15 protein-coding genes are annotated in these 21,237 nt (G+C 51.4%); 9 read left to right on the plus strand and 6 right to left on the minus strand.

Features of this window, described 5'->3' with window-relative positions:
- Positions 1 to 3: 3 nt before the first annotated feature.
- Complete coding sequence (locus tag AC52PS_RS09585) at positions 4 to 1,539, plus strand: Mur ligase family protein (RefSeq protein WP_495562840.1); 1,536 nt, start codon at positions 4 to 6, stop codon at positions 1,537 to 1,539.
- Here the strand turns inward: AC52PS_RS09585 and AC52PS_RS09590 are convergent.
- Positions 1,423 to 3,009, minus strand: a complete 1,587-nt coding sequence (locus AC52PS_RS09590) for a YncE family protein (protein ID WP_495562841.1) — start codon at positions 3,007 to 3,009, stop codon at positions 1,423 to 1,425. The two genes, AC52PS_RS09585 and AC52PS_RS09590, sit on opposite strands and share 117 nt — an antisense overlap.
- A gap of 155 nt (positions 3,010 to 3,164) precedes the next feature.
- On the opposite strand from AC52PS_RS09590, the gene AC52PS_RS09595 reads away from it, so the two are divergent.
- Positions 3,165 to 4,382, plus strand: a complete 1,218-nt coding sequence (locus AC52PS_RS09595; protein ID WP_495562842.1) for an adenosine deaminase family protein — start codon at positions 3,165 to 3,167, stop codon at positions 4,380 to 4,382.
- A 198-nt stretch (positions 4,383 to 4,580) separates the two neighbouring features.
- Here AC52PS_RS09595 and AC52PS_RS09600 read toward each other — a convergent pair whose 3' ends face one another.
- Both AC52PS_RS09600 and metG read right to left on the minus strand, forming a co-directional pair.
- Positions 4,581 to 5,900, minus strand: coding sequence for a lipid II:glycine glycyltransferase FemX (locus AC52PS_RS09600; RefSeq protein WP_495562843.1), 1,320 nt, complete (start codon positions 5,898 to 5,900; stop codon positions 4,581 to 4,583).
- Positions 5,900 to 8,221, minus strand: a complete 2,322-nt coding sequence (metG, locus tag AC52PS_RS09605; protein ID WP_495562844.1) for a methionine--tRNA ligase — start codon at positions 8,219 to 8,221, stop codon at positions 5,900 to 5,902. Before metG ends, AC52PS_RS09600 begins: the two co-directional genes overlap by 1 nt.
- A gap of 31 nt (positions 8,222 to 8,252) precedes the next feature.
- Here metG and AC52PS_RS09610 point away from each other — a divergent pair, with 31 nt between their 5' ends.
- Positions 8,253 to 8,687: a hypothetical protein gene (locus tag AC52PS_RS09610; protein WP_495562845.1), complete on the plus strand. Its 435-nt coding sequence runs from the start codon at positions 8,253 to 8,255 to the stop codon at positions 8,685 to 8,687.
- An 83-nt stretch (positions 8,688 to 8,770) separates the two neighbouring features.
- Here AC52PS_RS09610 and AC52PS_RS09615 read toward each other — a convergent pair whose 3' ends face one another.
- Positions 8,771 to 9,565, minus strand: a complete 795-nt coding sequence (locus tag AC52PS_RS09615) for a dienelactone hydrolase family protein (RefSeq protein ID WP_495562846.1) — start codon at positions 9,563 to 9,565, stop codon at positions 8,771 to 8,773.
- 310 nt (positions 9,566 to 9,875) lie between these two features.
- Between AC52PS_RS09615 and hflK the strand changes: the two genes are divergently transcribed.
- Both hflK and hflC read left to right on the plus strand, forming a co-directional pair.
- Positions 9,876 to 10,871, plus strand: coding sequence for an FtsH protease activity modulator HflK (gene hflK / locus AC52PS_RS09620; RefSeq protein WP_495562847.1), 996 nt, complete (start codon positions 9,876 to 9,878; stop codon positions 10,869 to 10,871).
- Entirely contained in the window at positions 10,868 to 11,887 is a 1,020-nt protein-coding gene (hflC, locus tag AC52PS_RS09625) for a protease modulator HflC (RefSeq protein WP_495562848.1), read from the plus strand. Before hflK ends, hflC begins: the two co-directional genes overlap by 4 nt.
- Positions 11,888 to 12,152: 265 nt before the next feature.
- Here the strand turns inward: hflC and AC52PS_RS09630 are convergent, their stop codons facing one another.
- Positions 12,153 to 13,988: a DNA adenine methylase gene (locus AC52PS_RS09630; protein WP_495562849.1), complete on the minus strand. Its 1,836-nt coding sequence runs from the start codon at positions 13,986 to 13,988 to the stop codon at positions 12,153 to 12,155.
- Positions 13,989 to 14,048: 60 nt separating this feature from the next.
- Here AC52PS_RS09630 and AC52PS_RS09635 point away from each other — a divergent pair, with 60 nt between their 5' ends.
- The 4 genes from AC52PS_RS09635 (at position 14,049) to dinB (ending at position 20,604) form a co-directional block, all read left to right on the plus strand.
- The gene (locus AC52PS_RS09635) at positions 14,049 to 15,749 is read left to right on the plus strand and encodes a Mur ligase family protein (protein ID WP_495562850.1); all 1,701 of its coding nucleotides are present in this window, start codon (positions 14,049 to 14,051) and stop codon (positions 15,747 to 15,749) included.
- Between the two features lie 84 nt (positions 15,750 to 15,833).
- Positions 15,834 to 16,940 carry a D-alanine--D-alanine ligase family protein gene (locus tag AC52PS_RS09640; RefSeq protein WP_495562851.1) on the plus strand — a complete coding sequence of 369 codons (1,107 nt, stop codon included), beginning with the start codon at positions 15,834 to 15,836 and terminating at the stop codon, positions 16,938 to 16,940.
- Positions 16,940 to 19,357, plus strand: a complete 2,418-nt coding sequence (locus AC52PS_RS09645) for a hypothetical protein (RefSeq protein ID WP_495562852.1) — start codon at positions 16,940 to 16,942, stop codon at positions 19,355 to 19,357. Before AC52PS_RS09640 ends, AC52PS_RS09645 begins: the two co-directional genes overlap by 1 nt.
- Complete coding sequence (gene dinB, locus AC52PS_RS09650; protein WP_495562853.1) at positions 19,357 to 20,604, plus strand: DNA polymerase IV; 1,248 nt, start codon at positions 19,357 to 19,359, stop codon at positions 20,602 to 20,604. The genes AC52PS_RS09645 and dinB overlap by 1 nt, the downstream gene beginning before the upstream one ends.
- Here dinB and AC52PS_RS09655 read toward each other — a convergent pair.
- Positions 20,522 to 21,112: a hypothetical protein gene (locus tag AC52PS_RS09655; RefSeq protein WP_495562854.1), complete on the minus strand. Its 591-nt coding sequence runs from the start codon at positions 21,110 to 21,112 to the stop codon at positions 20,522 to 20,524. The genes dinB and AC52PS_RS09655 overlap by 83 nt on opposite strands.
- Positions 21,113 to 21,237 lie beyond the last annotated feature (125 nt).

Consider the following 21,237-nt stretch of genomic DNA (forward strand, 5'->3'; position numbering starts at 1 on the left):
GATATGAAAAACCTCAGAATTACGGTGATGGGTCTGGGGCTTCATGGGGGAGGAGCCGCAGCTGCACGCTTTTGCGCATCCAGAGGTGCACGGGTGACGGTCACCGATCTGCGGGATGCCGAAACCCTTCAGCCCAGCATAGACTCGCTTCAGGATCTGGAAATAGATTTTGTTTTGGGTGAACATCGGCCCGAGGATTTTACCCGGTGCGATTTAGTTGTGAAAAACCCTGCGGTCCCCCGTCATGCACCCTTGCTTCAAATGGCTCTTGAGAATGGAGTTGCGGTTGAAACCGATATCAGTCTGTTTCTGCGAAATCTCAATACCATGGAAGAGCGGCTTCGGGAAGGCGGCGACACAATCCCCGTCCAGGTGGTTGGGGTAACGGGAACGAAAGGTAAAAGCAGCACCGCCAGCGCCTTGCATCATGCCCTGAAAACCGCCGGTGCCACGGCTTTTATCGGGGGCAATATTACCTATTCCCCCCTGCTTTTTCTGGATGATATCCGCAGCGCTTTGGAGCATCATGCTGCAGGGTTTCATACCCTGCCGGTTCCCGGCTCCCGCCGTTCCGATCCCCGGCGGAGTCCCTGGGTGGTTCTGGAACTCTCCTCATTTCAGATCGGAGACCTTCGGATGGTTCGTGAATCCGGTTCAGGAGATCTCTTCGGCCATGGCATGCATTGGCCTGATTGGGGAATTCTCACCAATATATTTGTAGATCATCAGGATTATTACGGCAATATGGATTCCTATGTGGCGGATAAGCAGGCCCTTTTTTCTCCAATGGCTGCAGACAGCTGGAGTGTAATCGGAAATGCCCGTGAGTGGACAACCGGATTTCTCCAAGCAGCCGGGGGAAATACGGTTGAGGGAACAAAGGCGGGGAGAAACTCCGTTGATCTGGTTCCCAGCGATCGACTGGTCCCCGGTCGACATCAATATGAAAACCTGTTGTTGGCAGCCCTTCTTCTCGAAAAAGCAGGGTTTTCACGGGAAGAAATCCCCGAACTGCTGAGAAATTTTCCCGGAGTGGAACATCGGCTGCAGTTTTTTGGAGAGCTTTGCCGGGCAGAAGAGGTACCCTGCTGTAAAGTGTATAACGACTCCGCGGCCACCATCCCCGAAGCATGCCTGGCTGCGGTGGAAGCATTCGATTCTCCGGTTTTTCTCATTTGCGGCGGCAGCGATAAGGGTCTTGATCCCGCCCCTATTATACACGCCATGAATCAGTCGGAGAAATCGTTTTTACTTGATGGGAGTGGAAGCGCAAAAATTCTTGAACAGCTGACTTCGGGCAGGGAAAATGGAGCTGACGGCTCACAAAGCTACGCTTCTATGACAGATGCGGTACAGGCTGCCTCAGAAGCAATCCGTGAGTACACATCCATCCATCCCCGGCAGAATCCTGTGCTTCTTCTTTCACCTGGATGCGCCAGTTTTGGGATGTTCCTGAATGAGTTTCATCGGGGCAGGCAGTTCGTGGCCGCCGTAAAACAGCTGGAGAATTTCATTCCGGTATCTGATAGACCATCGTGATAGAGGATTCACCGCCGAGAGTGCGGTGACATCGTAAAGTTCAATTCGATTATCCAAGAAATCACTGAATGCCAGAATCCTTCCGTCCGCTGAAATATCCAGTCCCGTAGGCTGATTCCCTCCCCAAGTCCAGTCAACAATATCGAGGGTATCGGTATCGAGTACATAAATTTTCCCGAAATCAGGTCCCGGAACTAAATAGCTTTCGGGATTATTCCTTCCCCGGGAACTCACATACAGCAATTCTTCATTGGGGTCCAGTACAATGGTATTCAGTTTCGGCCCAATATATCGGCTCATGATCTCTTCGCCATCCGAAAGATCATATACATGGATTCTGCCGTACATCATATCGGAAACATATATTCGTTCTTTTTGTAATGATACGGCGATATGACGTTTGGCCCCGGGACCGTAGTCAAGGATATCAGGCTCTAAGAATGACAGCTCATGAGGCATTGACTCCGCGGCCGGTTGGGAATCGTCCGCTGAGTAGAGTGTTTCCAAAGAAATGGATGTAAGAGCTCCGCTGGCATAATCGGCGGCGTATAAGGTGGAATTATCCGGAGAGAGAGCGAGTCCCCTGGGAATTCCACCTGTTGGAATTCGGCCGAGCAGGGAGTAACTCTCCATACTGATTACCGAGATATCTTCGCTCAGCCAGTTTGAAACAAATGCATATTGGTTGTCCCAATCGAAAGCAATTACCTTGGACCAGCGGCCTCCGGTTTCAATGCGTTGGGTCACCCGTTCGCCGTCTATATCCACAATGTGTACCTGAGCTGTGGTCATCTGGCTCACCCAGAGCCGGTTCCTTTGCTGATCAAAGGCGAGCTCCACAAACCCGCCGCCTGCTGAAGCGCCGCCTGAAACATCTTCCGAAATCGGGATGGGACGGTGCCTGATCCGGCGGGAATCCGGCCACCCCTGCCAACTGAAGGTATCTACACCGTAACCTGCAAGAAGTGCGGCAAACAGCATATCCTTGTGGGGATGGAATAGTACACTCTTGGGCTGTGCCCCCGTTTTCAGACTACCCAGGTACTGCATCCGGGAACGCCCGGGATCCCGTTCAAGCTTAATTTCAATGAATACTCCCTCCCCGGTCTCCTGAAGAGAAAACACCAGATCCGGATGCCCGGGAGCAACCCGCAGGTTTTCCCGGAATATGAGCACCGCAGAGCGGTATCCATCGCTGCTGAACTCAAGCCGATTTCCCGGAGTTCCTCCCGGCGGCTGAAAACCGGATACATCGTATGCCTGGAAATAGTTTGTATCCAGACTGGGACGTCGTATCAGATCAAGCCCACGGGTTTCAATGCGGTAATCCTGGGGGAAACAGCGGATATACAGACGCCCGGGTACCGAACTGAGGTTCGCCATGGCATCTTCCTGTGCTGAGAGGAGAGGAAATACAAAAAGCAGAAACCCGAAAAACGGAAAAACCATTCGCATTGTGCGCAGTATCATAATCTTTCACATAATATCCTGAGAACCGTCCCGGGACAATAGCCTGTATTTCATCGGAAGCGCAGGCCGGGGGCCTGTGAGATTGTTTCCATACTCTTTGGGGCATTATCTGCTTTTTACTGGACGCTTCTCGGCATTTTGAATAGGTTGATGAAATGAAATGGTACAGTAACGAATTCTTGCAGGCAATTCCAAAAACCGATGTTCATGTTCACCTTGACGGCTCACTGCGCCTTTCCTCCCTAATTGAACTAGCCCAAAACAAGCATATTCAACTCCCCTCCTATACTGAACAGGGTCTCATAGATACGGTATTCAAACCCTCATACGGGGACTTGAACGAGTATCTTGCAGGGTTTGCATATACTACCAAGGTGATGGACGATCCCGAATCCCTGGAGCGAATCGCATACGAGCTGGCTGAAGACAATCTTCGGGAAGGAGTACGGTATTTGGAAGTGCGCTTTGCACCCCAGCTTCATATCCGCCCCGGCATGGGGTTCCGGGAAGTGATGGAAGCGGTGGACCGGGGGCTGCGACGCAAACGGGATGAATTTAATGCTGCACTGACGAACGATGAACCGGAATTTGAATACGGGATGATTGTATGCGCAATGCGCTTTTTCAATGAACACTTCAGCCCCTATTTTTCCGACCTTGTACACGCCCATCCCTACAGCAGCGAAAGGGAGATCATTCAGTACGCCAGCTTGGAACTGGCCAGGGCAGCCGTGCAGCTTCGCAGGGAAAGCGACATTCAGATTGTAGCCTTCGATCTTGCAGGAAGTGAACACGGGTATCCCGCATCGGCCCACCAGGGAAGTTATGATCACATTCATAAGAACTTTCTGAACAAGACCGTCCATGCGGGTGAGGCGTACGGTCCGGAAAGCATTTTCCAAGCAATTACAGACCTTCATGCCGACCGCATCGGCCACGGGCTACACCTGTTTCACGAACATATGATTCAGGATAAAAAAATTAAAGACCGCGCCGCCTACCTGGACGGTCTGCAGCAGATCATTGCAGATAAGCGGATTACGCTGGAAGTATGTTTAAGCAGCAACCTTCAAACCAGTCCGGAAATCCCTGCGGTGAGGGAACATCCCCTGGGGCAGATGCTGGACAAGAAACTGAGTGTAACCCTATGTACCGACAATCGATTGGTGAGCCATACCACAGTAACCCGGGAATTAGAGCTTGCTTTGGATAATTTCCCAATCAGCCCCAACCAGCTGAAAGATATGACTATTTACGGCTTTAAACGTTCATTCTATTATCGAAATTATGGAAACAAGCGGAGCTATGTGAGGAAAATTATCAACTATTATGAAAAAATGGAAGAGCAGTTTTCCATATCCACCACCGATTGAAATCCGGGTAATATAATCCCTGGACCAAAATACGGCAACGGGGAGAGAATGAATTCCCGCCACCAAGGCTTGGCCGATACAGTCTGCTCAAGAATTGGCTCAGACGCGGCCCGCGGTCACTCCGCACACAGAGAGGCACAGCACAGATAAACAACCACCCGCAAGCCCCTTCACAGATGAAGCACAAACACTACAGTGTCAGCGCTTTCGCAGCACCCGCAGATAATACATTCTCAGAAACTCCGCCCACCTGTACAGACGGTAGAGAACCGGTCGCACCGGGAGATCCCATGAGCCGGGGGTATGCACCGCTTCGCCTCCGAAACCTGTCTTGAACTGATAGAGACCGAACATTGGATGCCCTTTCTCCCCGTATGGGGGAATTCCAAAAAAGTCGTAGAACCGGCATCCGGCGGATCTCATATCCCGAATTGCCCGCCACTGAAGGGCGTAGGCGGGCATGAGGTTTCGCTTCACATTCGAACTGGCCCCATAGAGGTAGCGTGCAAGATTTCCTTTCCTGCTTACGATAATTCCCGCAAGCAGATCGCCTTCATGTTCGGCAAGATACAGGATGCATTGCTCGTCCCGGGTGCGCCGGAATAACCCGGCGTAATATTCGTAGCCGTGAACTCCGATGCGGTTGCGCTCCTCGGTAATCCGGTAGAGCTCATACCACTTTTTCAAATCCCCGGGCACGCTGAAGTCTTCCCGTTCAATCCTGCGGATCTCCACATGCTTTTTTCCGGCCAGACGGATGTTGTAGCGGGTCTTGCTCTTCATGGTTGCAAGGAGTTCCTGCTCTCCGGGATCATGATCCTTCCGGGAGCCCGTCCCGGCTGTATCCGGACTGTTGCCAATTGTAAGAATCACCGTATCTGGGGGTTGAATGTCTGCAAGAGATTTTTTCAGGACTGATTGTTCCAGCCCGGTATTTTCCCAGGGGATTTCCGGGTAACTCCAGCCATCGGGTCTGGTGAACGTAAGGGCCGCTTCGACATTGGAGGAGGACTCGGAAGAGGCGCCCGAAGAAGAGTCGGAAGAGACTTCAGAAGAGGCGCGGACTGAGGTTTTCGGAGCCAGACTTCTTCCCGCCAGAGTTCCCGGGAATCCGGGGTTCAGACTCCAGTTCAGGTCAAACCGTACGCAGAACAGGGATGGAACCTGCTTTTGCACCGCCTTTCCCACATACTCCAGCAGGACGGCTGGACTGAGCTGCATATTCCGGTTTTCCAGGCTATGGCGGAGGGCTGATATCTGTTTTAGATCAGGGGCAAAGGGGATGTAAGCCAGCCCCAAACCCCCGGGAAGGCTGCGGATTAGCACAAGAATGTACACAGGCGTATGTGCCCGGGCATCCTTTTCGTCCCCGGAATCTGCGGGGGATAGTTCAAAGGCCCGGGCCGACCAGCCGAAGGCTTCCTTCTGCCGGGCCCAGATAGCTGACTGAATGAGCTCTTCACTGTCTTCCAGTACCGAAACATCCCGGGGAATGCAGCGGAGCGCAGAAGCTTCCATCAGCCTACTGCCCCGCTTGCCACGGTTTCTGAGCGAAGGGTCTTCCCGGCCGCCTGCAGAGGCTTTCCGCCAACGCTCACCTCATGATTCTGGGAGGTTAACGGAATATCAAAGAAGGTATCTATGTCTATGCGGTCTTTTTCGCCTTGGGGTTCCAGTCCGCTTACATGCACCTGGTCGCCGGGTTGGGCGTGATCTGCAAAAATTACATCCACAAGCTCTTCACCATCAACCTTTGAACTTGCGGCAAGAAGCATTCCATGGCTCTTCACTCCACGGAGCTTGGCAGGTTTGAGGTTTGCAACCAGAATAATATTCCGGTTTAAAAGCTCTTCCTCCCGGTAATGGGGCACCAATCCGGAAACGATTACCCGCTCCTCTCCGCTTCCGTCGTCCAGAGTTTCAATATAGAGTTTCTCTGCTTCAGGATGGGGTTCAATTTTAACAATTTTTGCCACCCGCAGCTCAATCCGTTTGGTAAAGCGCTGATCCAGACTCAGGCCTTCATCCTGTTTGCGGATTTTTTCAGCTTTGCTCAGTTTCTTTTTGGAGGATCCCTCAGCGGAGGCTCCGGCGTCAGCGTCGGGGGACGCCCCGGTTTTTGCCGCAGCTTCCGCCCGCTCAGCCTGGCTTCCGGCAAAGCGTAATCTCATTTCTTCAATGTGCTTGCCGTCCAGCTGCTTAAACAGAATCTCCGGGGTGGAAATTACCGGAATAGGAAATTCCACCGCGGCGGCGCTTCCCAGTTTGCTCCAGTCCGAGCTTTCGGCCCCTGCTTCCATTCCCAGGAATGCGCCTATGCGTTCCCCGGTTTCGGGTATATATGGGCGGATCAGAATGGACAGGTCTCTAACCAGGTAGGCAAGGTCACTGAGTATGCGCTGAGCTTCCACGGGATTGCTTTCTCGGAGCTTCCATGGTTCCGACTCCTGGAATATCTTGTTACCGTAGCTTGCCAGGGCAAAAATCTTTCTAAACGCCTCCCGAAGCTGGGCCCACTCAAGATGGGTGGTGATCTCCTGCTCCAGACGGGTGACTTCTTTCCAGAACACCGAGCTGTCAGAATTGTTCAGATCGGGAACCGGGAGCTTGCCGTCAAAAAAGCGGACCGAGAAGCTGAGGGTACGGTTCACCAGATTGGCCAGGTTTCCTATCAGCTCTTTATTGGTTTTTTCCTGAAAATCCTTCCAGGTGAACACATAGTCTGAAGTTTCCGGTCGGTTATAGAAAATGTAGAATCGCCATACATCCGCGGGAATTCCTGTGTCCTTGGCATCGTTTCCGAATACACCGATACCTTTGCTCTTGGAGAATTTCCCGCCCTCATAATTCATATATTCGGAGCTGCTCATATGGTGGAGCATGGTCCAGTTATCTCCGGAAGCCAGCTGGGATGAGGGAAATATCACCGTGTGAAACGGAATATTATCTTTACCGATGAACTGGAACAGCTCAACTTCATCGGGATTCAGCCACCAGTCTTTCCATCCGTCCGGGTCTCCGGATTTGGCTGCATATTCTGCGGAAATGGAAATATATCCAATAGGAGCATCAAACCACACATAAAACACCTTATCTTCGAAACCTTCCAGAGGAACCGGGATTCCCCATTTCAGGTCCCGGGTAATGGCCCGTTCCTTCAATCCGTCTCGGATCCAGGCCTGGGTCATCTGAACCGCATTTCGGGCCCATTTCCCCCGTTCGCTTGCTTCATCCATCCATTTCTGAAGGAGGGGCAGAACTTTGGGCAGATCCAGGTAAAGATGAGTGGTCTCTTTCAGCACCGGGGTGCTGTTATCCATGATGCTCACCGGATTGATAAGATGCTCAGGATCCAACAGTTTCCCGCAATGCTCGCACTGATCGCCCCGGGCATCGTCATAATGACAATGGGGACATTCGCCCTTCACATAACGGTCGGCAAGAAACATTTCGCTTTTTTCCGAATAGAGCTGTTTGATGGTATGCTGATTGATATAGCCGTTGGTATATACTTTGGTAAACATATCCTGAACGATTTTCGTTTGAAAATCGGTGGAGGTCCGGCCGTAATGATCAAAATTGATATTGAACCATTCATAAATGTCCTTATGAATGGCATGATTTTTATCACAGAGTTCCCTGGGGCTCATTCCCTCTTCCCGGGCACGGGTTTCCGTCGCGGTACCGTATTCATCTGAACCGCAAATATAGAGGGTGTCGTAACCTCTCTGACGGGAAAAACGGGCAAAAACATCGGCTGAAAGGACTTGAATGAGGTTGCCCAGATGGGGGATATTGTTTACATAAGGGAGAGCACTGGTTACTAAACGTTTCTTCATAATGAGACACTATAGAAGGCAGGTTTAACGAATGTCAACTACATCCCAACAGAGCAGGAGCAGCGGCGGACCGGGTGACGAATTTATCCGCCGAGCCACAGAAATTACCCACAAACACCTTCAGATGGTGAGCGAAGAAAGCTGTACACTGTTTGAATCCATGCTCAGCACACTCTGGCTTGACGAAGGAATTCTTGACGACCATGAAGCCCGCTCAATCCCTTCGGAACTGACAGCGCATGTGCGCAAGCACTTCAGCCTGGATCAGCTGCAGGCCCTGTGCCGTTTCTTCCTGGATTTTTTTTCCGGAGGGCTTTCGGGACAAAAAGAGGGCCAACTCAGTTTTACCCAGCTGGAATTTGACGGCCTGAAACACTTTCAGCAGAAATTTGCGCACAGACTTCCTGAGGACGATCGGAATAAACTCCATCAACTCATCGGAATGTTAGAAAAAAGCGGGGGCTGAAGCATTCACCCCCACCTGAGCGTCCCTTAGGATCCGTATCAGGTCGCCATTTTTCGACCATTCTTCTCATCCTTCTCATCAGTCTAAAGTTCCGCTTCAAGAAAGCCCAGAAATCTCCGCCATGCCTGGGCGGAAGCTCCGGGGCCGTTCAGTTCACCGGCTTTCACAAAAGCGTGACCCACACCTGAGTATATTTCCTGCTGGTAGTTCACCCCCCTGATTTCAAGAGCGGCCTTGAACTCTGCAACCTCTTCAAGGGGAATACTGGCATCCTCCTCGCCGAATATACCGAGTACGGGTCCGTTGACTCCCAGACTGCCCTGCGCGTCCGGATCGGTTACCAGGCCACTACCGTAAAACGTCACCGTCGCAGCAGGCTGATCATTCCTGATCCCCAGCATCATTGCCTGTCGGCCTCCGAAACAGAAGCCTGCAACCCCGGTTCGTTCGGAATCAACCATGGGGTCGGTAAGCATCGCCGCATAGCTCTCGTCAATACGGGAGTGGATGTCCTGGCTGCTCTGAGTGAATGTGAGGAACAGCGCACCGGGAACGGTCCGGGCAAGGTTACCGCCGTAGGCATCCGGTGCATACACCACATAACCCCGGGCGGCCAGGGCCTGAGCCTTGATTATATGTTCCTCGTTGAGTCCCCACCATTCGTGGATCAGGAGTACCGCAGGAAGCTCACCGGGGGAAAGATCGTTCTCATGCACATCATCAGGATAAAAAACCGCATAGTCATTCCCCTGGGTGTGAAAATCACCGGCACCGGAAAAGGCCAATGCATCGGCGGCGGCAAACCCCGCCAATCCTAGAATCAGGATCACCGGCAGAGCCAAGATAATAAGTAAAATTCGTACGGTATTCCGTTTCATTCCATCTCTCCTATCTGCGGAGTGTACTTCTAAACCGCAGAATCATTCGCTAATAGATACGGGAAACATACACAAATTGCGCCCGGTAGTAAAATTTCATGGGCGGGAGGGATCTGACGGCAGAGGCGTTCCTCCATTGTAGCAGGATAGCTCCTGAGGCCCTGTTTGACCCGGAGGAAAATGGGGTATACTTTAGAGAAGTCCCCGCATGTGTTTGACCAATGAAATTACATCTCACGGGGATCCAAGTTGAATATTCCCTGCAGGTATGTGTACTTGTAGATATTGACAACGAAATCAAGGAGGCAGTATGTCAGATGAAAACCGCCCCAAGAAAAAGGCAGGGGGAACCGTCACCACTTCAATGATCATTCTCATTTTGGTCGGTCTGGTGGTGCTTGGTGGTGCCCTAAGTTCCTTTTTCCAGGTGGATGCCACAGAGCAAGCGGTAATTACCCGGTTAGGAAGATATAACCGTACCCGGGGTGCCGGTCTGCATTTTAAAATTCCGTTCGGCCTGGAACAGCACTACATAGTTCCCACCGAACTGAATCAGTCTATGTCGTTCGGATACCGGGCTCTGGAGCCGGGGGTTCAAACGGTATATGACACCCGTGATTATCCGGAAGAGTCGGTGATGCTTACCGGAGATATCAATATAATTGATGTGGAATGGGTAATTCAGTTTTTGATCACCGATCCTCAGAACTGGCTGTTCAAAGTGGAAGATCCGTATAAAACCATCTCCGATATCAGTAAATCGGTTATCAATCGTCTGGTTGGCGATGAAAGCCTCAATGCGGTACTTGGTCCTGCCCGTCCTGCAATTGAGGATCAAGCCCGCCAGGACATGAACGTGATTTTTGATGAATACGAGCTGGGAATAAATGTAACCACCGTGGAGCTGAAAAACGTTCTGCCTCCAAGCGGAAGAGTTGAAGAGGCGTTTAAGGACGTACAGGACGCCCAGCAGGACATGGAGCGTCTGATCAACGAAGGACAGCAAGCCTACAATACCGAAATCCCACGAGCCCGGGGTGAAAAAGAACGGGCTATTCAGACCGCCCTCGGTTATGCCAATGAGCGAGTTAACCAGTCGGAAGGGGATGTGGCACGGTTCCTGGCTGTTCTTCAGGAATACAGCAATGATCCGGATACCACCCGAACCCGTCTGTATTACGAGATGGTTGAAGAGGTGTTCGAGGATGCAGGCACCACCAATCTGATTGACCGGGATCTCCAGAATTTTCTTCCCCTGCTTAATCTGAATCAGGGTCAGGCCCAGACACAGGGAGGTGCACAATGAATAAAGCAACACGAAGACTCATCATTGTACTTAGTGTAATTGTGGTGCTTGGAATTCTCTTCTTTGCACTCGGTCCTTTTTACGTTCTCAATGAAGGGGAACAAGCGGTAATTCTTCGCTTCGGACAGATTGTGCGAAGTGATACCGAAGCAGGCCTGAAGTTCAAGACTCCGTTTATTGACAATGTTGCGGTATACAGTAAGAAAATCCAGCCCTGGGACGGCGATCCAAAAGAGATGCCCACAGTGGGTGGAGAGTTCATTATCCTGGACACTACTGCCCGGTGGCGTATTTCCGATCCCGAACAGTTCTATTCCAGGCTTGGCAACATGACTGCAGCCTTCCGGCGTCTGGACGATATTATTGAATCCGGTGTGAGGACGGTTGTCAGTCAGAATACGCTGAATTCCATCGTACGGGACTCAAACCAGATCAACGAAGTTGAAGCACAAACCGAAGAGCTGGAGAACTTATCCATCAATACCGAAGGATTTGATCAGCAGGAATTTCAGCGCCAGCTGGAACAAGCAACCAGCACCGGAAGCCAACCCAATATTCGAAGAGGTCGCTCAGAGCTCAGTGCACAGGCTTTATCCATCAGTAAGCCCACCGTAGAGGATCTGGGGATTGAACTGATCGATCTGGTAATCCGTCATGTTCGCTACAGCGACGACCTTATTGACCGGGTATATGACCGGATGATCTCCGAGCGTAACCGTGTGGCAGAATTCTACCGATCTTTCGGGGAAGGACAGCGCCAGGAGCTTCTGGGTCAGCTTGAAAACGAAAAGCGTAGGATTATTTCCGAAGGCTATGAAGAAGCTGAGATTATTAAAGGGGAAGCCGATGCCCAGGCAGCCCGGATCTATTCCCAGGCCTACGCCCAGGATCCTCAGTTCTTCGAATTCTGGCGTGCTGTAGAAAGTTACCGCCGTACGGTACCGGGCTTTAATAAAACCCTTTCAACCGATATGGATTACTTTAACTTTCTCTATTCAAGTGAAGGAAACCGATAACAGCCCACGGCTGGAATCCACATTCGGCGTAGGAACTGCGCCGGAACCTACAAAGGCGGACCGGATCTTTCCGGTCCGTTTTTTTATGCAGGAATAATCCGAAGCAGAGCCGCAGGCCTCATATTTCCTCACAGGGACCCACCATTTTTTTAGGGACACCCATAGCCTGGGGGCAGGCATCTGCGGCGCCCTCGCCCTGGAGCGTGCCTGTTCGGTGGTGGCGCGTTCGGGGTGGCGCGTTCGGGGTGACACCCATTCCAATAATTCACCCCATCCGGGGGCGCACCCTTTGGACGACCTCATCCAGTTCCCGGGAAAAATCAGGCAGGATTCCGCTGCGGATGCCCTCCCGCAGTTGAGTCTCGAGCATGCGAAACTCATCTGCATACTTCCGGAACCCCAGTTTCTTCAAACTCCAGAGCAGAGTTTTCACATAACGGCGGATCTCCGCGGACCATATCTCCACAGGCCGGCTCTCCACGGGCTGGCTCTCCGCAGGCCGGCTCTCCGTTTTCATTTCACCTCCCCTGCCTCTGGGATTCGCGGAGTTCAGGGTGGCATGTTTCTGCTGAAGAATTTGCGAAATAATCTTCACTCGACCGGCATGATCGGGAATTTGAGCCGATTCAAGAGTGTCCACTACGCATTTCAGTTCTTCAGCTGATACGTGAGCGCTCTCATTGCCATTGTGGGCAGGGGGCATCAGGCTGCGGATCCGGACTTGATCATTTTTAGAAAACTCAAAAAAATCGGGAAGTTCGCAGTCTCCAAGCAGCGGTAGAGATTTATCGGGGTAGTGCTCAGCCAGAAGATCCGGTTGAAACCAGGCGGCGGACAGACGGTGAAGTCTGTTCAGAAGAAGCAGTTCCTGAATTCGAACCCCTGCACTTCTGCTCATCGTGCGGCGTCTGTCCAGGTGGAGAATAAATTCCATATTTCCCACCCTCCGGGTACTGCTTTGCCGGCCGCCGCGGTAGGTGGTGTAATCCCGGGTCAGCATTTCCACCCTGCCTTGTTTACTCATGATTTCCAGCAATTGCTCAAAGGGGATTATCCCCTCACTGTTATAGCTGAGCAGAATATCCGGAGCATCCAATGTATCCAAAAGATTTTGAAAGGCTGCGGGTGCCAGATCCCTATAGCAGAAATCGCTGCGGGTGCGGATCCAGTCCCTCCGTATACCGGCTTTTTCCTTCAGTCTTCCGTCATCCCCAAGGCGGGTGCTAACCTTCGGTTTATCCCACCTGGCAATGCTGTTGAGCATAAAATAGTTACTTCCGTATTGATGCTGGTTATAGGGGGGATCAAGATACACGATATCATACGCTGCCCCGCTTAAAGAGAGAGCATCGCTGCTGCTCACACGGACTCTTTGGTCATCGGGCAGCAGCGTCCGCCCCGGCAGCCGGGGATACTGCAGTTGCATGGGTTGAAGAATTCGCCCCAGGGCATCTTTTCCATGACCGCCGAACCCCTTATGGTAGGCTTTGAATACCCCGGATGTGTTAGCATGGGTTCCCGCCTGATAGAGCAGCAGAGCAATGAGCAGGCGGGATTGGCGGCTGTCACCGGGATACTCGTGTTGAATTTTCCATCTCACCCCGTCAATGAAGCGTGCATTTTCAGCGGTATAAAACAAGCGTTCGCCGGAGATATCCGCCGCAGCGGTGGATTCGGGGGCATAATATTTAGATATATAGGCCTGTGACTCGGGGTCATCCAGTCCCTGTGCGCCGCATGCTTCCCCGTATTGGTTTATCTCTTCAAGAACCTTCACCAGGCCGCCATCGGCGGCAAACAGTTCTTCTACGCTCTCAAGATCCTCGGTGAGGTATGCGGAATTGAAAATATAGCTATAGTCCTCCCAGTCGTTGGCATGGACATCCATACCCATCAGACGGGCCAGGCGGGACGCTGATCCGGTGCCTGCAAAAGGATCGTAAAACCGCGGGCGGCTGGAACTCGGTTCCGTATATAGACCGAATCCCGTGTTTCGTGAAATATTTGCAAACTGCTCTTTGAGAAAGGGCAAAAGGGCCCGTTTGTTGCCGATGTATGCAAACAGCTGGCTAGTCAAATAGCTGTGCTCAAGGATGTCCAATATGCCTCCAGGCGGGGAGCTGTCTTGCAGGAGTCATGGCAGCTTGGTAGACTCCGAAAAATGAACAAAAAGAGATTATCAGCTTTGCTTGCCGCCTGCAATACAATGAAACGGGCGGATAATAGTTCCCTGGATCCGGAAGTTTCCTCTCTGGTGTATGATTCCCGGGATGTGGTGCCCGGATCGCTGTTCTTCGCCATTCCCGGCGCCCACACTGACGGCCACCATTTCATTTCCGCAGCCATTGAAGCCGGTGCTGCCGGGGTGGTTTTTCAAAACGAGAATGACTTTCTCAGACAGATAGTCCGCCGCGGTTTACCAGGGGAGATTCCCCGGGATCAACGGCTTGGGCCTCCGGTTTTCATTTCCGCAGATAACAGCCGGGAGGCCCTATCACGCTGCAGTGCCGCCTTCTATGATTATCCTCACAGGGATTTGACGGTTATCGGGGTTACCGGCACCGACGGCAAAAGCTCAACGGTGGCATTTCTGCATCAGATGCTGAATGACCTGGGTATTTCTGCGGGTTTTATCTCTACGGTTGCCATGCAAACCGGCGGCGAAACCCGGGACAACATGCTCAGGCAGTCCACTCCAGAGGCTCCGGATATTTACCGGCTCCTGTCAGAGATGCGAGCCAATGGAAAGCGGGCGGCTGTGGTGGAATCCACAAGTCACGGATTGAGTAGAAAAACATCCCGTCTGCTGGATCTGGAATACGACGGTTCAATATTCACCAATATCTCCCACGAACACCTGGAATTCCACGGAAGTTTCCAACAATACCTGAGCGACAAAACCAATCTCTTCCGTCAGCTGAAACCAGCAGATCCGGATACAGAAAAAAAATCCGTGGCGGTAATCAATCTTCAGGATCCGAACTTTTCTTACATCGCCCGGGCAGCGGCTGAACGTTCCGCCAGGATCTGCGCATATATCAGCAGCCAGCAGGGTGAATGGCCACGGGCAGAGGCTTGGAAGGATCTGGAGCTTGCAGACATTCTGTTCGCCGCCCATCCTGTGGAATATCTGTCCGACGGCAATCGCTTTACCTTGAACGTGATAGAGAAATCAGCCTGGTTCGGAAAATTGGCTCCGGAACGTCTGAACCAACTCATTGATCAGGCAGAGGCTATAGAAATGTATCTGCCTATTCCCGGAGGGTTTAATGTTGATAATATTCTAGGATGTGCAGCACTGCTTTCTGAACTTCTTGAGCAGTCTGTCCAGGAAATCGCCGGAGCCACTGCGGGGTTGAAGGGTGTGAAAGGACGAATGGTGCCCCTCTTTCACGGACAGCCGTTCACCGCCATTGTGGACTATGCCCATACTCCGGGCAGCTTCACAAAGGTGTTTCCTCTGTTCCGGGAATCCTGCAAAGGTCGGCTCATTGCCGTGTTCGGCTCTGCGGGGGAACGGGATACGGCTAAGCGTCCAATTCAAGGTGCCATTGCAGCGGAATTTGCCGATATACTGGTTATTACCGATGAAGACCCCCGGCTGGAAGATTCAATGAATATCATCAGGGATATTTCCCGGGGAGCCAGGGAATCCGGGCATCCTGCTGAGATTCATGAAATTGCTGACCGACGATCAGCAATATCCGCAGCCTTTTCCATGGCCGGGGAAGGTGATACTGTTGTAATGCTGGGGAAAGGGCATGAAGGCAGTATTATAACCGCATCGGGCAAGCAGCCCTGGGATGAGGAGTCTGTTGCCAGAGATTGCCTTCGGGAAATGGGGTATGAACAGCAGAAGTAATGGGAATAGAAGCGAAATACCGCTCTATCCCGTTGTCCCGCCCGGGGACATGCAGGGTAGAAAACCAAAATGAATGGGTGAGCTATGAGTGAGAGCAAAATGAATGTTGTAATTCTGTACGGAGGGAAAACCGGGGAGCACCATATTTCCAGAATATCCGCCGGATCGGTAATTCGGAATATTGACCGCTCCCGTTACCGCCTGCAAATGGTTGGTATAGATGAAGAAGGAGTTTGGCATCTTCAAGACGAAGCTGAACTTGAAAAAGTAATTGCCGGAAGCGAACCGGAAATTCAGCCCGGCAATCAGGTATCCGCCGTACCGGGCCTGGGTCTTGGGGTGAACGGTAAGCTGCTGAACATTGACCTGGTGTTTCCCGTACTTCACGGCACCTTCGGCGAAGACGGTACCGTACAGGGTTTTCTGGAAATGATCGGTCTTCCCTATGCAGGTGCGGGAGTTCTCGCCAGCGCCTTTGGAATGGATAAGGTGAAGGCGAAGGAATTGTGGCGAAAAGAGGGCCTGTCGGTGGTTCCCTTTATCCGATGCAAGCGGCAGGAATATGAAGCGCTGGAGGTGAACACAGAAGCACTGTTCACCCGTTGGAGCGGGGAGCTGGGTGCACCATTCTTTGTAAAACCCTGCCGTGCGGGAAGCTCGGTGGGTATCAGCAAGGTGCGCCGTCCCCAGCAACTTGCCCCGGCCCTGGATGCGGCCTTTCACTTTGATAATGAGCTTCTCATAGAAACCGCAATAAACGCCCGGGAAATAGAATGCTCCGTACTGGGCAATCGGCAAATCAGGTCGTTTCCTCCGGGAGAGGTGATCTCTTCCCATGATTTTTACGATTACAGCGGAAAATATCTTGACCCCAAGGGAGCCCGGTTGGAAATTCCTGCGGATCTCAGTCCTGCAAGCACCCAACGGATTAAGCATATGGCCGAAGAGGCTTTCAAAGCCCTGGGCGGAGACGGCCTTGCCAGAGTTGACTTTTTTGTGGACCGGGACAGCGGCAGCATATACATTAATGAGGTGAACACCATGCCTGGTTTTACCAGTATCAGCATGTACCCCAAGATGTGCGAAGCCGGCGGTCTCAGCTACCAGGAGCTTCTGGATGAACTGATACGCCTGGGAGTTGAACGGCACAGCGAACGTTCACGTCTGGATCTTCATTACGGGGAGGAATAATGGTTTCACTCCGCCGGAAAGCGTCCGGTGAACTCTTCCGAAGCTCCTGCCTGGTTCCGCTGATTATGATAATCGGACTCTTCGGGTCCATTTTCCAAAGCATGGTTCCCCACATCCCCACTTCAGGACCGCAATTGTATGCTCAAGAATCGGGGGAGAAGCAGAGCAGCGATTTATCCAGGCGGTATCGGCGGATCTATAATGAACTGGAAACCATCGGTGAGGCCCGGGAGAACAGCAGTGAAGCCGAAGAGCTCTTTCGCTATATCGGGACTTTTGCAGACAACGCGGGCATCCTATGGGATTGGCAGCAAATCTCCAGGAGGGAACAGTTTCACAGTTTCGGCAGGAACATCCGATATACCATAGCGGGGGAACAGGAAAGCCGGATGACCATTATTCTGCCCTATGTGCTGCCCCCGGGCTCCGATTCAAACCAAAGTAAGGAAGATTCCTCCACGGCAGACTCTGAAAGTCTTGAAAGTCTCGCTGCAGTGCTCAGCGTTCTGGAAAGTTTGGATGGTTCCAAACCGGCTGCGAACCTGGAACTGTATTTTCTCGGCAGCAGAGATGAGCAAAAAGGAATTCGGGAATATCTTTCTATCAACAGAGCCGTACTTCCCCAGGCAGTCATATATCTGGAAGCTGCCGTGGAACAGGGAAATTCTGTTATTCTGGAAAACGGCGATACCGGCATTGTATCGCCCCTCTGGCTGGTCCGGCATATCCAGCAATTATTGGAGAATAACGGGATCTCCGGAGGACTTGCCAACAGCAGAACCCAGCTTTACCGAATCGGGCTTGCCCGACCCAGCGAGATCGGACGGCTACTCCAGTCTGAACTCAACTCCATCGCTCTGAGGTTTCAACAGAGTGAATCGAAGAGTTATGATCCCCTTGCCCGGAACCTTCAGTTTCTTCATGATCTAATACTGACCAGCGGAGATTCCCATATTGCAGATAATGCAGACATCACCGGACTATGGGATCAGCATTATTTGAGCTTCAACATCGGATCCCGTCAGTTTCTGGTTAATGAAATGCTGTATGTTCAATCTGTGCTGGGAATAATTCTCCTGCTTTTGCTGTGGCTTTTCATCTTCAGAAAGCGTCGACGGAAATATCTGAAAACTCTGGGAAGGAATTTCTGGAACCTGCCGTTGCTGTACTCGGCCATGTTTGCCTTCATTTTCATGGGAAGTCTGATGGTATCCCTGGTGGAGCAGCTGCGGGGAATTGAAAACCTTTGGCGGTATCTGCCCATTCCCCTCTTTCTTCTGAAGATAATCACAGCAAGCTTTCTGTTTACCGTGTTTTTCACCCTAATTCGCCGCTTCCCCCTCTCCAAGAACGGGAGTTTTTATTCGGCGGCTGCAATTCTTATTCTGGCGGCCGATGTATTCATTTTTGGAATTATCAATATCAATTTTGCATACTACTTCCTCTGGGCGCTCCTGTGGGCGTTTATTTTTTCCGTCAGCCGCAGCAGACTCCTGAAAAGTATTTCAGCCCTGCTCTCACCTCTTCTCATAGCCATTTCGGTGGTGGATATTATTAGAATTGATGAAACCCTGCTCATCGGCGAACTTATTGCATCGGACGCGGGAATCAATCTTCTGGTTGCTTTCATTCTTCTGCCGTTCATGCTGATGTTGATACGGCTGGATTTTCTTTTCCCCCATCCTGTTCGGGGACGGAAAAATTTTACCCTGCGATACTCAGCTTTGGCTATGCTTCTGCTTCTAATGGTGAATCTCTTGAGTACCTTCGTGCTGGAACCCTTTCCTGAACAACAGCCTCAGCAGATTATTATCCGGGGGGAAAACAGCAGAGAGTATGACTTTCGGGGTGAAGAGTCAGATGCGTCCGATGAGTTACTCGCCACCAGCATTACCGCCTACAGCAACGCACGGCTCGGCGAACTAGACTTCACCCTTGCAGAACAGGAATTTTCCTTGGACACCCGGAATACCAGCTACCGTTTTCCATCAGCTGATATTCCCGGTCGGATGAGTTACACCCTGGAGAGCCGGAGCTTTCTGGGGCGAACAAGCTATTCCCTGAGATTGGACAGTGGAGATACCCCCGCCCAATCGATTCGGATAAGTCTATTTACATCAGAAGATACCTCTCCCTACGACGCAACACTTCCATACCGGTTCATTACCGGCAGGGGTGAAATTCGCTTTTTGAATGGCATTAATCCCCCATCGCCCTTGCTTGTGGAGTTCACGCTGCCATCCCGTACCCGCCCCAGAATCGAAATTCAAGCACTGTTCCGTGAACCCGGAACGCAGTTCACCCGGGAAAACGGGAGATGGAATGTGGAGCTGCAAAAATTTATCCAGGAGTCAATTATTATTTCCGGTGATACAGAGGGCGGCCAAGAAAGGAATGCAGAAACGGAGGCCCCCTGATGCGAAGCCATAGTCCCCTCTGGTTTCATGTTGATATGGATGCGTTTTTCGCCGCCGTTGAACAGCGTGATACTCCAGAATATCAGGGAAAACCGGTAATTGTAGGCGCCAGACCCGGAGAACGGGGCGTTGTTTCAACATGTTCTTACGAGGCGCGAAAATTCGGTGTACACAGTGCAATGCCCGTGAGCCAGGCCTACCGGCTCTGCCCCGATGGAATCTATGTACATCCCCGAATGAAAGAATATTCTAAAGCCAGCCATGAGATCATGAAAATTTTTACCAACTTCAGTCCGGAAATCATTCAGGTGTCCATAGATGAGGCCTTCATAAACATGACCGGTACAGAGGGAATTTTCGGCCCTCCGGAGGATGCTGCCGCAGCTCTAAAGGCAAGGGTGCATGAAACCAGCGGGCTGACCATTACTGTGGGGGGAGCGTCAAACCGGCTGGTGGCCAAGATGGCATCGGCCTATCGGAAACCTGACGCTCTTACCATTATCCCCCCGGGAGAAGAAGAGGAGTTTATTAAAAAACTGGATATCTCCGCTCTCTGGGGCGTCGGAAAGAAAACCCGACAGAAGCTTGAAGATCTGAACATCAGAACTATTGATCAGATTCTGCAAATACCCCGTGAAACCCTCCAGAGACTTCTGGGTAAGTCGGGGGGTGAATACCTGTTTCAGATTGTCAGGGGAATTGATCCGGGAATTTACAGCGGGGAAGTGAAAAGTCACTCTATCAGTAACGAACACACATTTGCTTCAGACTGTAAGGATCCGTTGGTTCTGGAAGACACCCTTTTCACCCTTGCACATGGTATTGTATTCCGCCTGCATGCTGAAGCAGGCAGCAGTAGAACCCTGGTTTTGAAATTGCGTCTTGCAGATTTCAGCACATCCACGGTTCAACGGCGAGCTCCCAGTAATATCCTCAGCGTGGAGGACTGTTACCGCATGGCATTGGAGCTCCTTGCAGAAAAATGGGACAATCGGACTCCTGTTCGGCTCATCGGTCTTGGGTTCGCCTCGGTTGCAGGGCAGGATAATTTCTCCCAGGCCGAACTCTTTGAGACAGGGGAAAAACGGCGGTCAAGAGCAGAGCAGGCGGTACTGGAGCTGAAAAAAAAATATGATTCACTGAACATATCCAAGGCAAGAACCTTCATTCAAAGCGATCGGCAGAACCATTCTCATATTTCTCGCAGGACAGATGGGGAGAAAGATCAAAACTCTTCGAAGGAATAATTTTTCGAAGATTATTCCAGCAACGGAACTCGCCCCCGCTGAAAAGGGGAACGAAGAAGTCCTCCTTCCCGGTTATGGCTGCGAAAATAAGATCTTCGGAAAGAGGCAGCAGATGAAGGGACTCCTGTGAAGAAAGCAGATAGGGCGCGGGGATTGAATGTCCGAACCCATCCCGGGCTTTGCTCCACGGTTTCTCATGATATCCTCCACGAATAAACGGGGATTCAATTCCCCAATGAGGTCCCAGTACATACTCCTCTTTTGTATGAACCGAGAAGAAGAACCCGGCCAGCTCAACTGACTCACGCTTCACAGTTGTACGGCAGATAGTAAGCAGGGCATCCAGGGAATCGGCCCATGATATATTCAAAGTTCGCAGAGTCTCTTCGCGGTATTCGGGATCACAGAAGATCATGGCCCAATATACCCCGGCACTGAATTTCTGTACAGCGGGATTGCTCTTCCTTCGATCGGTGGTATGATGAACCTGGACGCAAACTTCTGCCAAATCCGCAAGAAAACATATTCCCGTAAATCATAATTTGGATATCCTTTACTATGGAAGGTAATTACAAACATCGGCGATTTTTGTAATTACCAAAATCTTTAGAAATACTAATTCATTTCTTGTGC

This window comes from Salinispira sp. (genome assembly GCF_059431795.1).

Excerpts from the sequence above, each read along its gene's own strand:
- AC52PS_RS09590 (WP_495562841.1), bottom strand. The coding sequence starts at position 3,009 with ATGATACTGCGCACAATGCGAATGGTTTTTCCGTTTTTCGGGTTTCTG.
- AC52PS_RS09645 (WP_495562852.1), top strand. The coding sequence starts at position 16,940 with ATGGTTTCACTCCGCCGGAAAGCGTCCGGTGAACTCTTCCGAAGCTCC.
- metG (WP_495562844.1), bottom strand. The coding sequence starts at position 8,221 with ATGAAGAAACGTTTAGTAACCAGTGCTCTCCCTTATGTAAACAATATC.
- hflC (WP_495562848.1), top strand. The coding sequence starts at position 10,868 with ATGAATAAAGCAACACGAAGACTCATCATTGTACTTAGTGTAATTGTG.
- AC52PS_RS09640 (WP_495562851.1), top strand. The coding sequence starts at position 15,834 with ATGAGTGAGAGCAAAATGAATGTTGTAATTCTGTACGGAGGGAAAACC.
- AC52PS_RS09615 (WP_495562846.1), bottom strand. The coding sequence starts at position 9,565 with ATGAAACGGAATACCGTACGAATTTTACTTATTATCTTGGCTCTGCCG.
- AC52PS_RS09595 (WP_495562842.1), top strand. The coding sequence starts at position 3,165 with ATGAAATGGTACAGTAACGAATTCTTGCAGGCAATTCCAAAAACCGAT.
- AC52PS_RS09585 (WP_495562840.1), top strand. The coding sequence starts at position 4 with ATGAAAAACCTCAGAATTACGGTGATGGGTCTGGGGCTTCATGGGGGA.
- dinB (WP_495562853.1), top strand. The coding sequence starts at position 19,357 with ATGCGAAGCCATAGTCCCCTCTGGTTTCATGTTGATATGGATGCGTTT.
- AC52PS_RS09635 (WP_495562850.1), top strand. The coding sequence starts at position 14,049 with ATGAACAAAAAGAGATTATCAGCTTTGCTTGCCGCCTGCAATACAATG.
- hflK (WP_495562847.1), top strand. The coding sequence starts at position 9,876 with ATGTCAGATGAAAACCGCCCCAAGAAAAAGGCAGGGGGAACCGTCACC.
- AC52PS_RS09600 (WP_495562843.1), bottom strand. The coding sequence starts at position 5,900 with ATGGAAGCTTCTGCGCTCCGCTGCATTCCCCGGGATGTTTCGGTACTG.
- AC52PS_RS09610 (WP_495562845.1), top strand. The coding sequence starts at position 8,253 with ATGTCAACTACATCCCAACAGAGCAGGAGCAGCGGCGGACCGGGTGAC.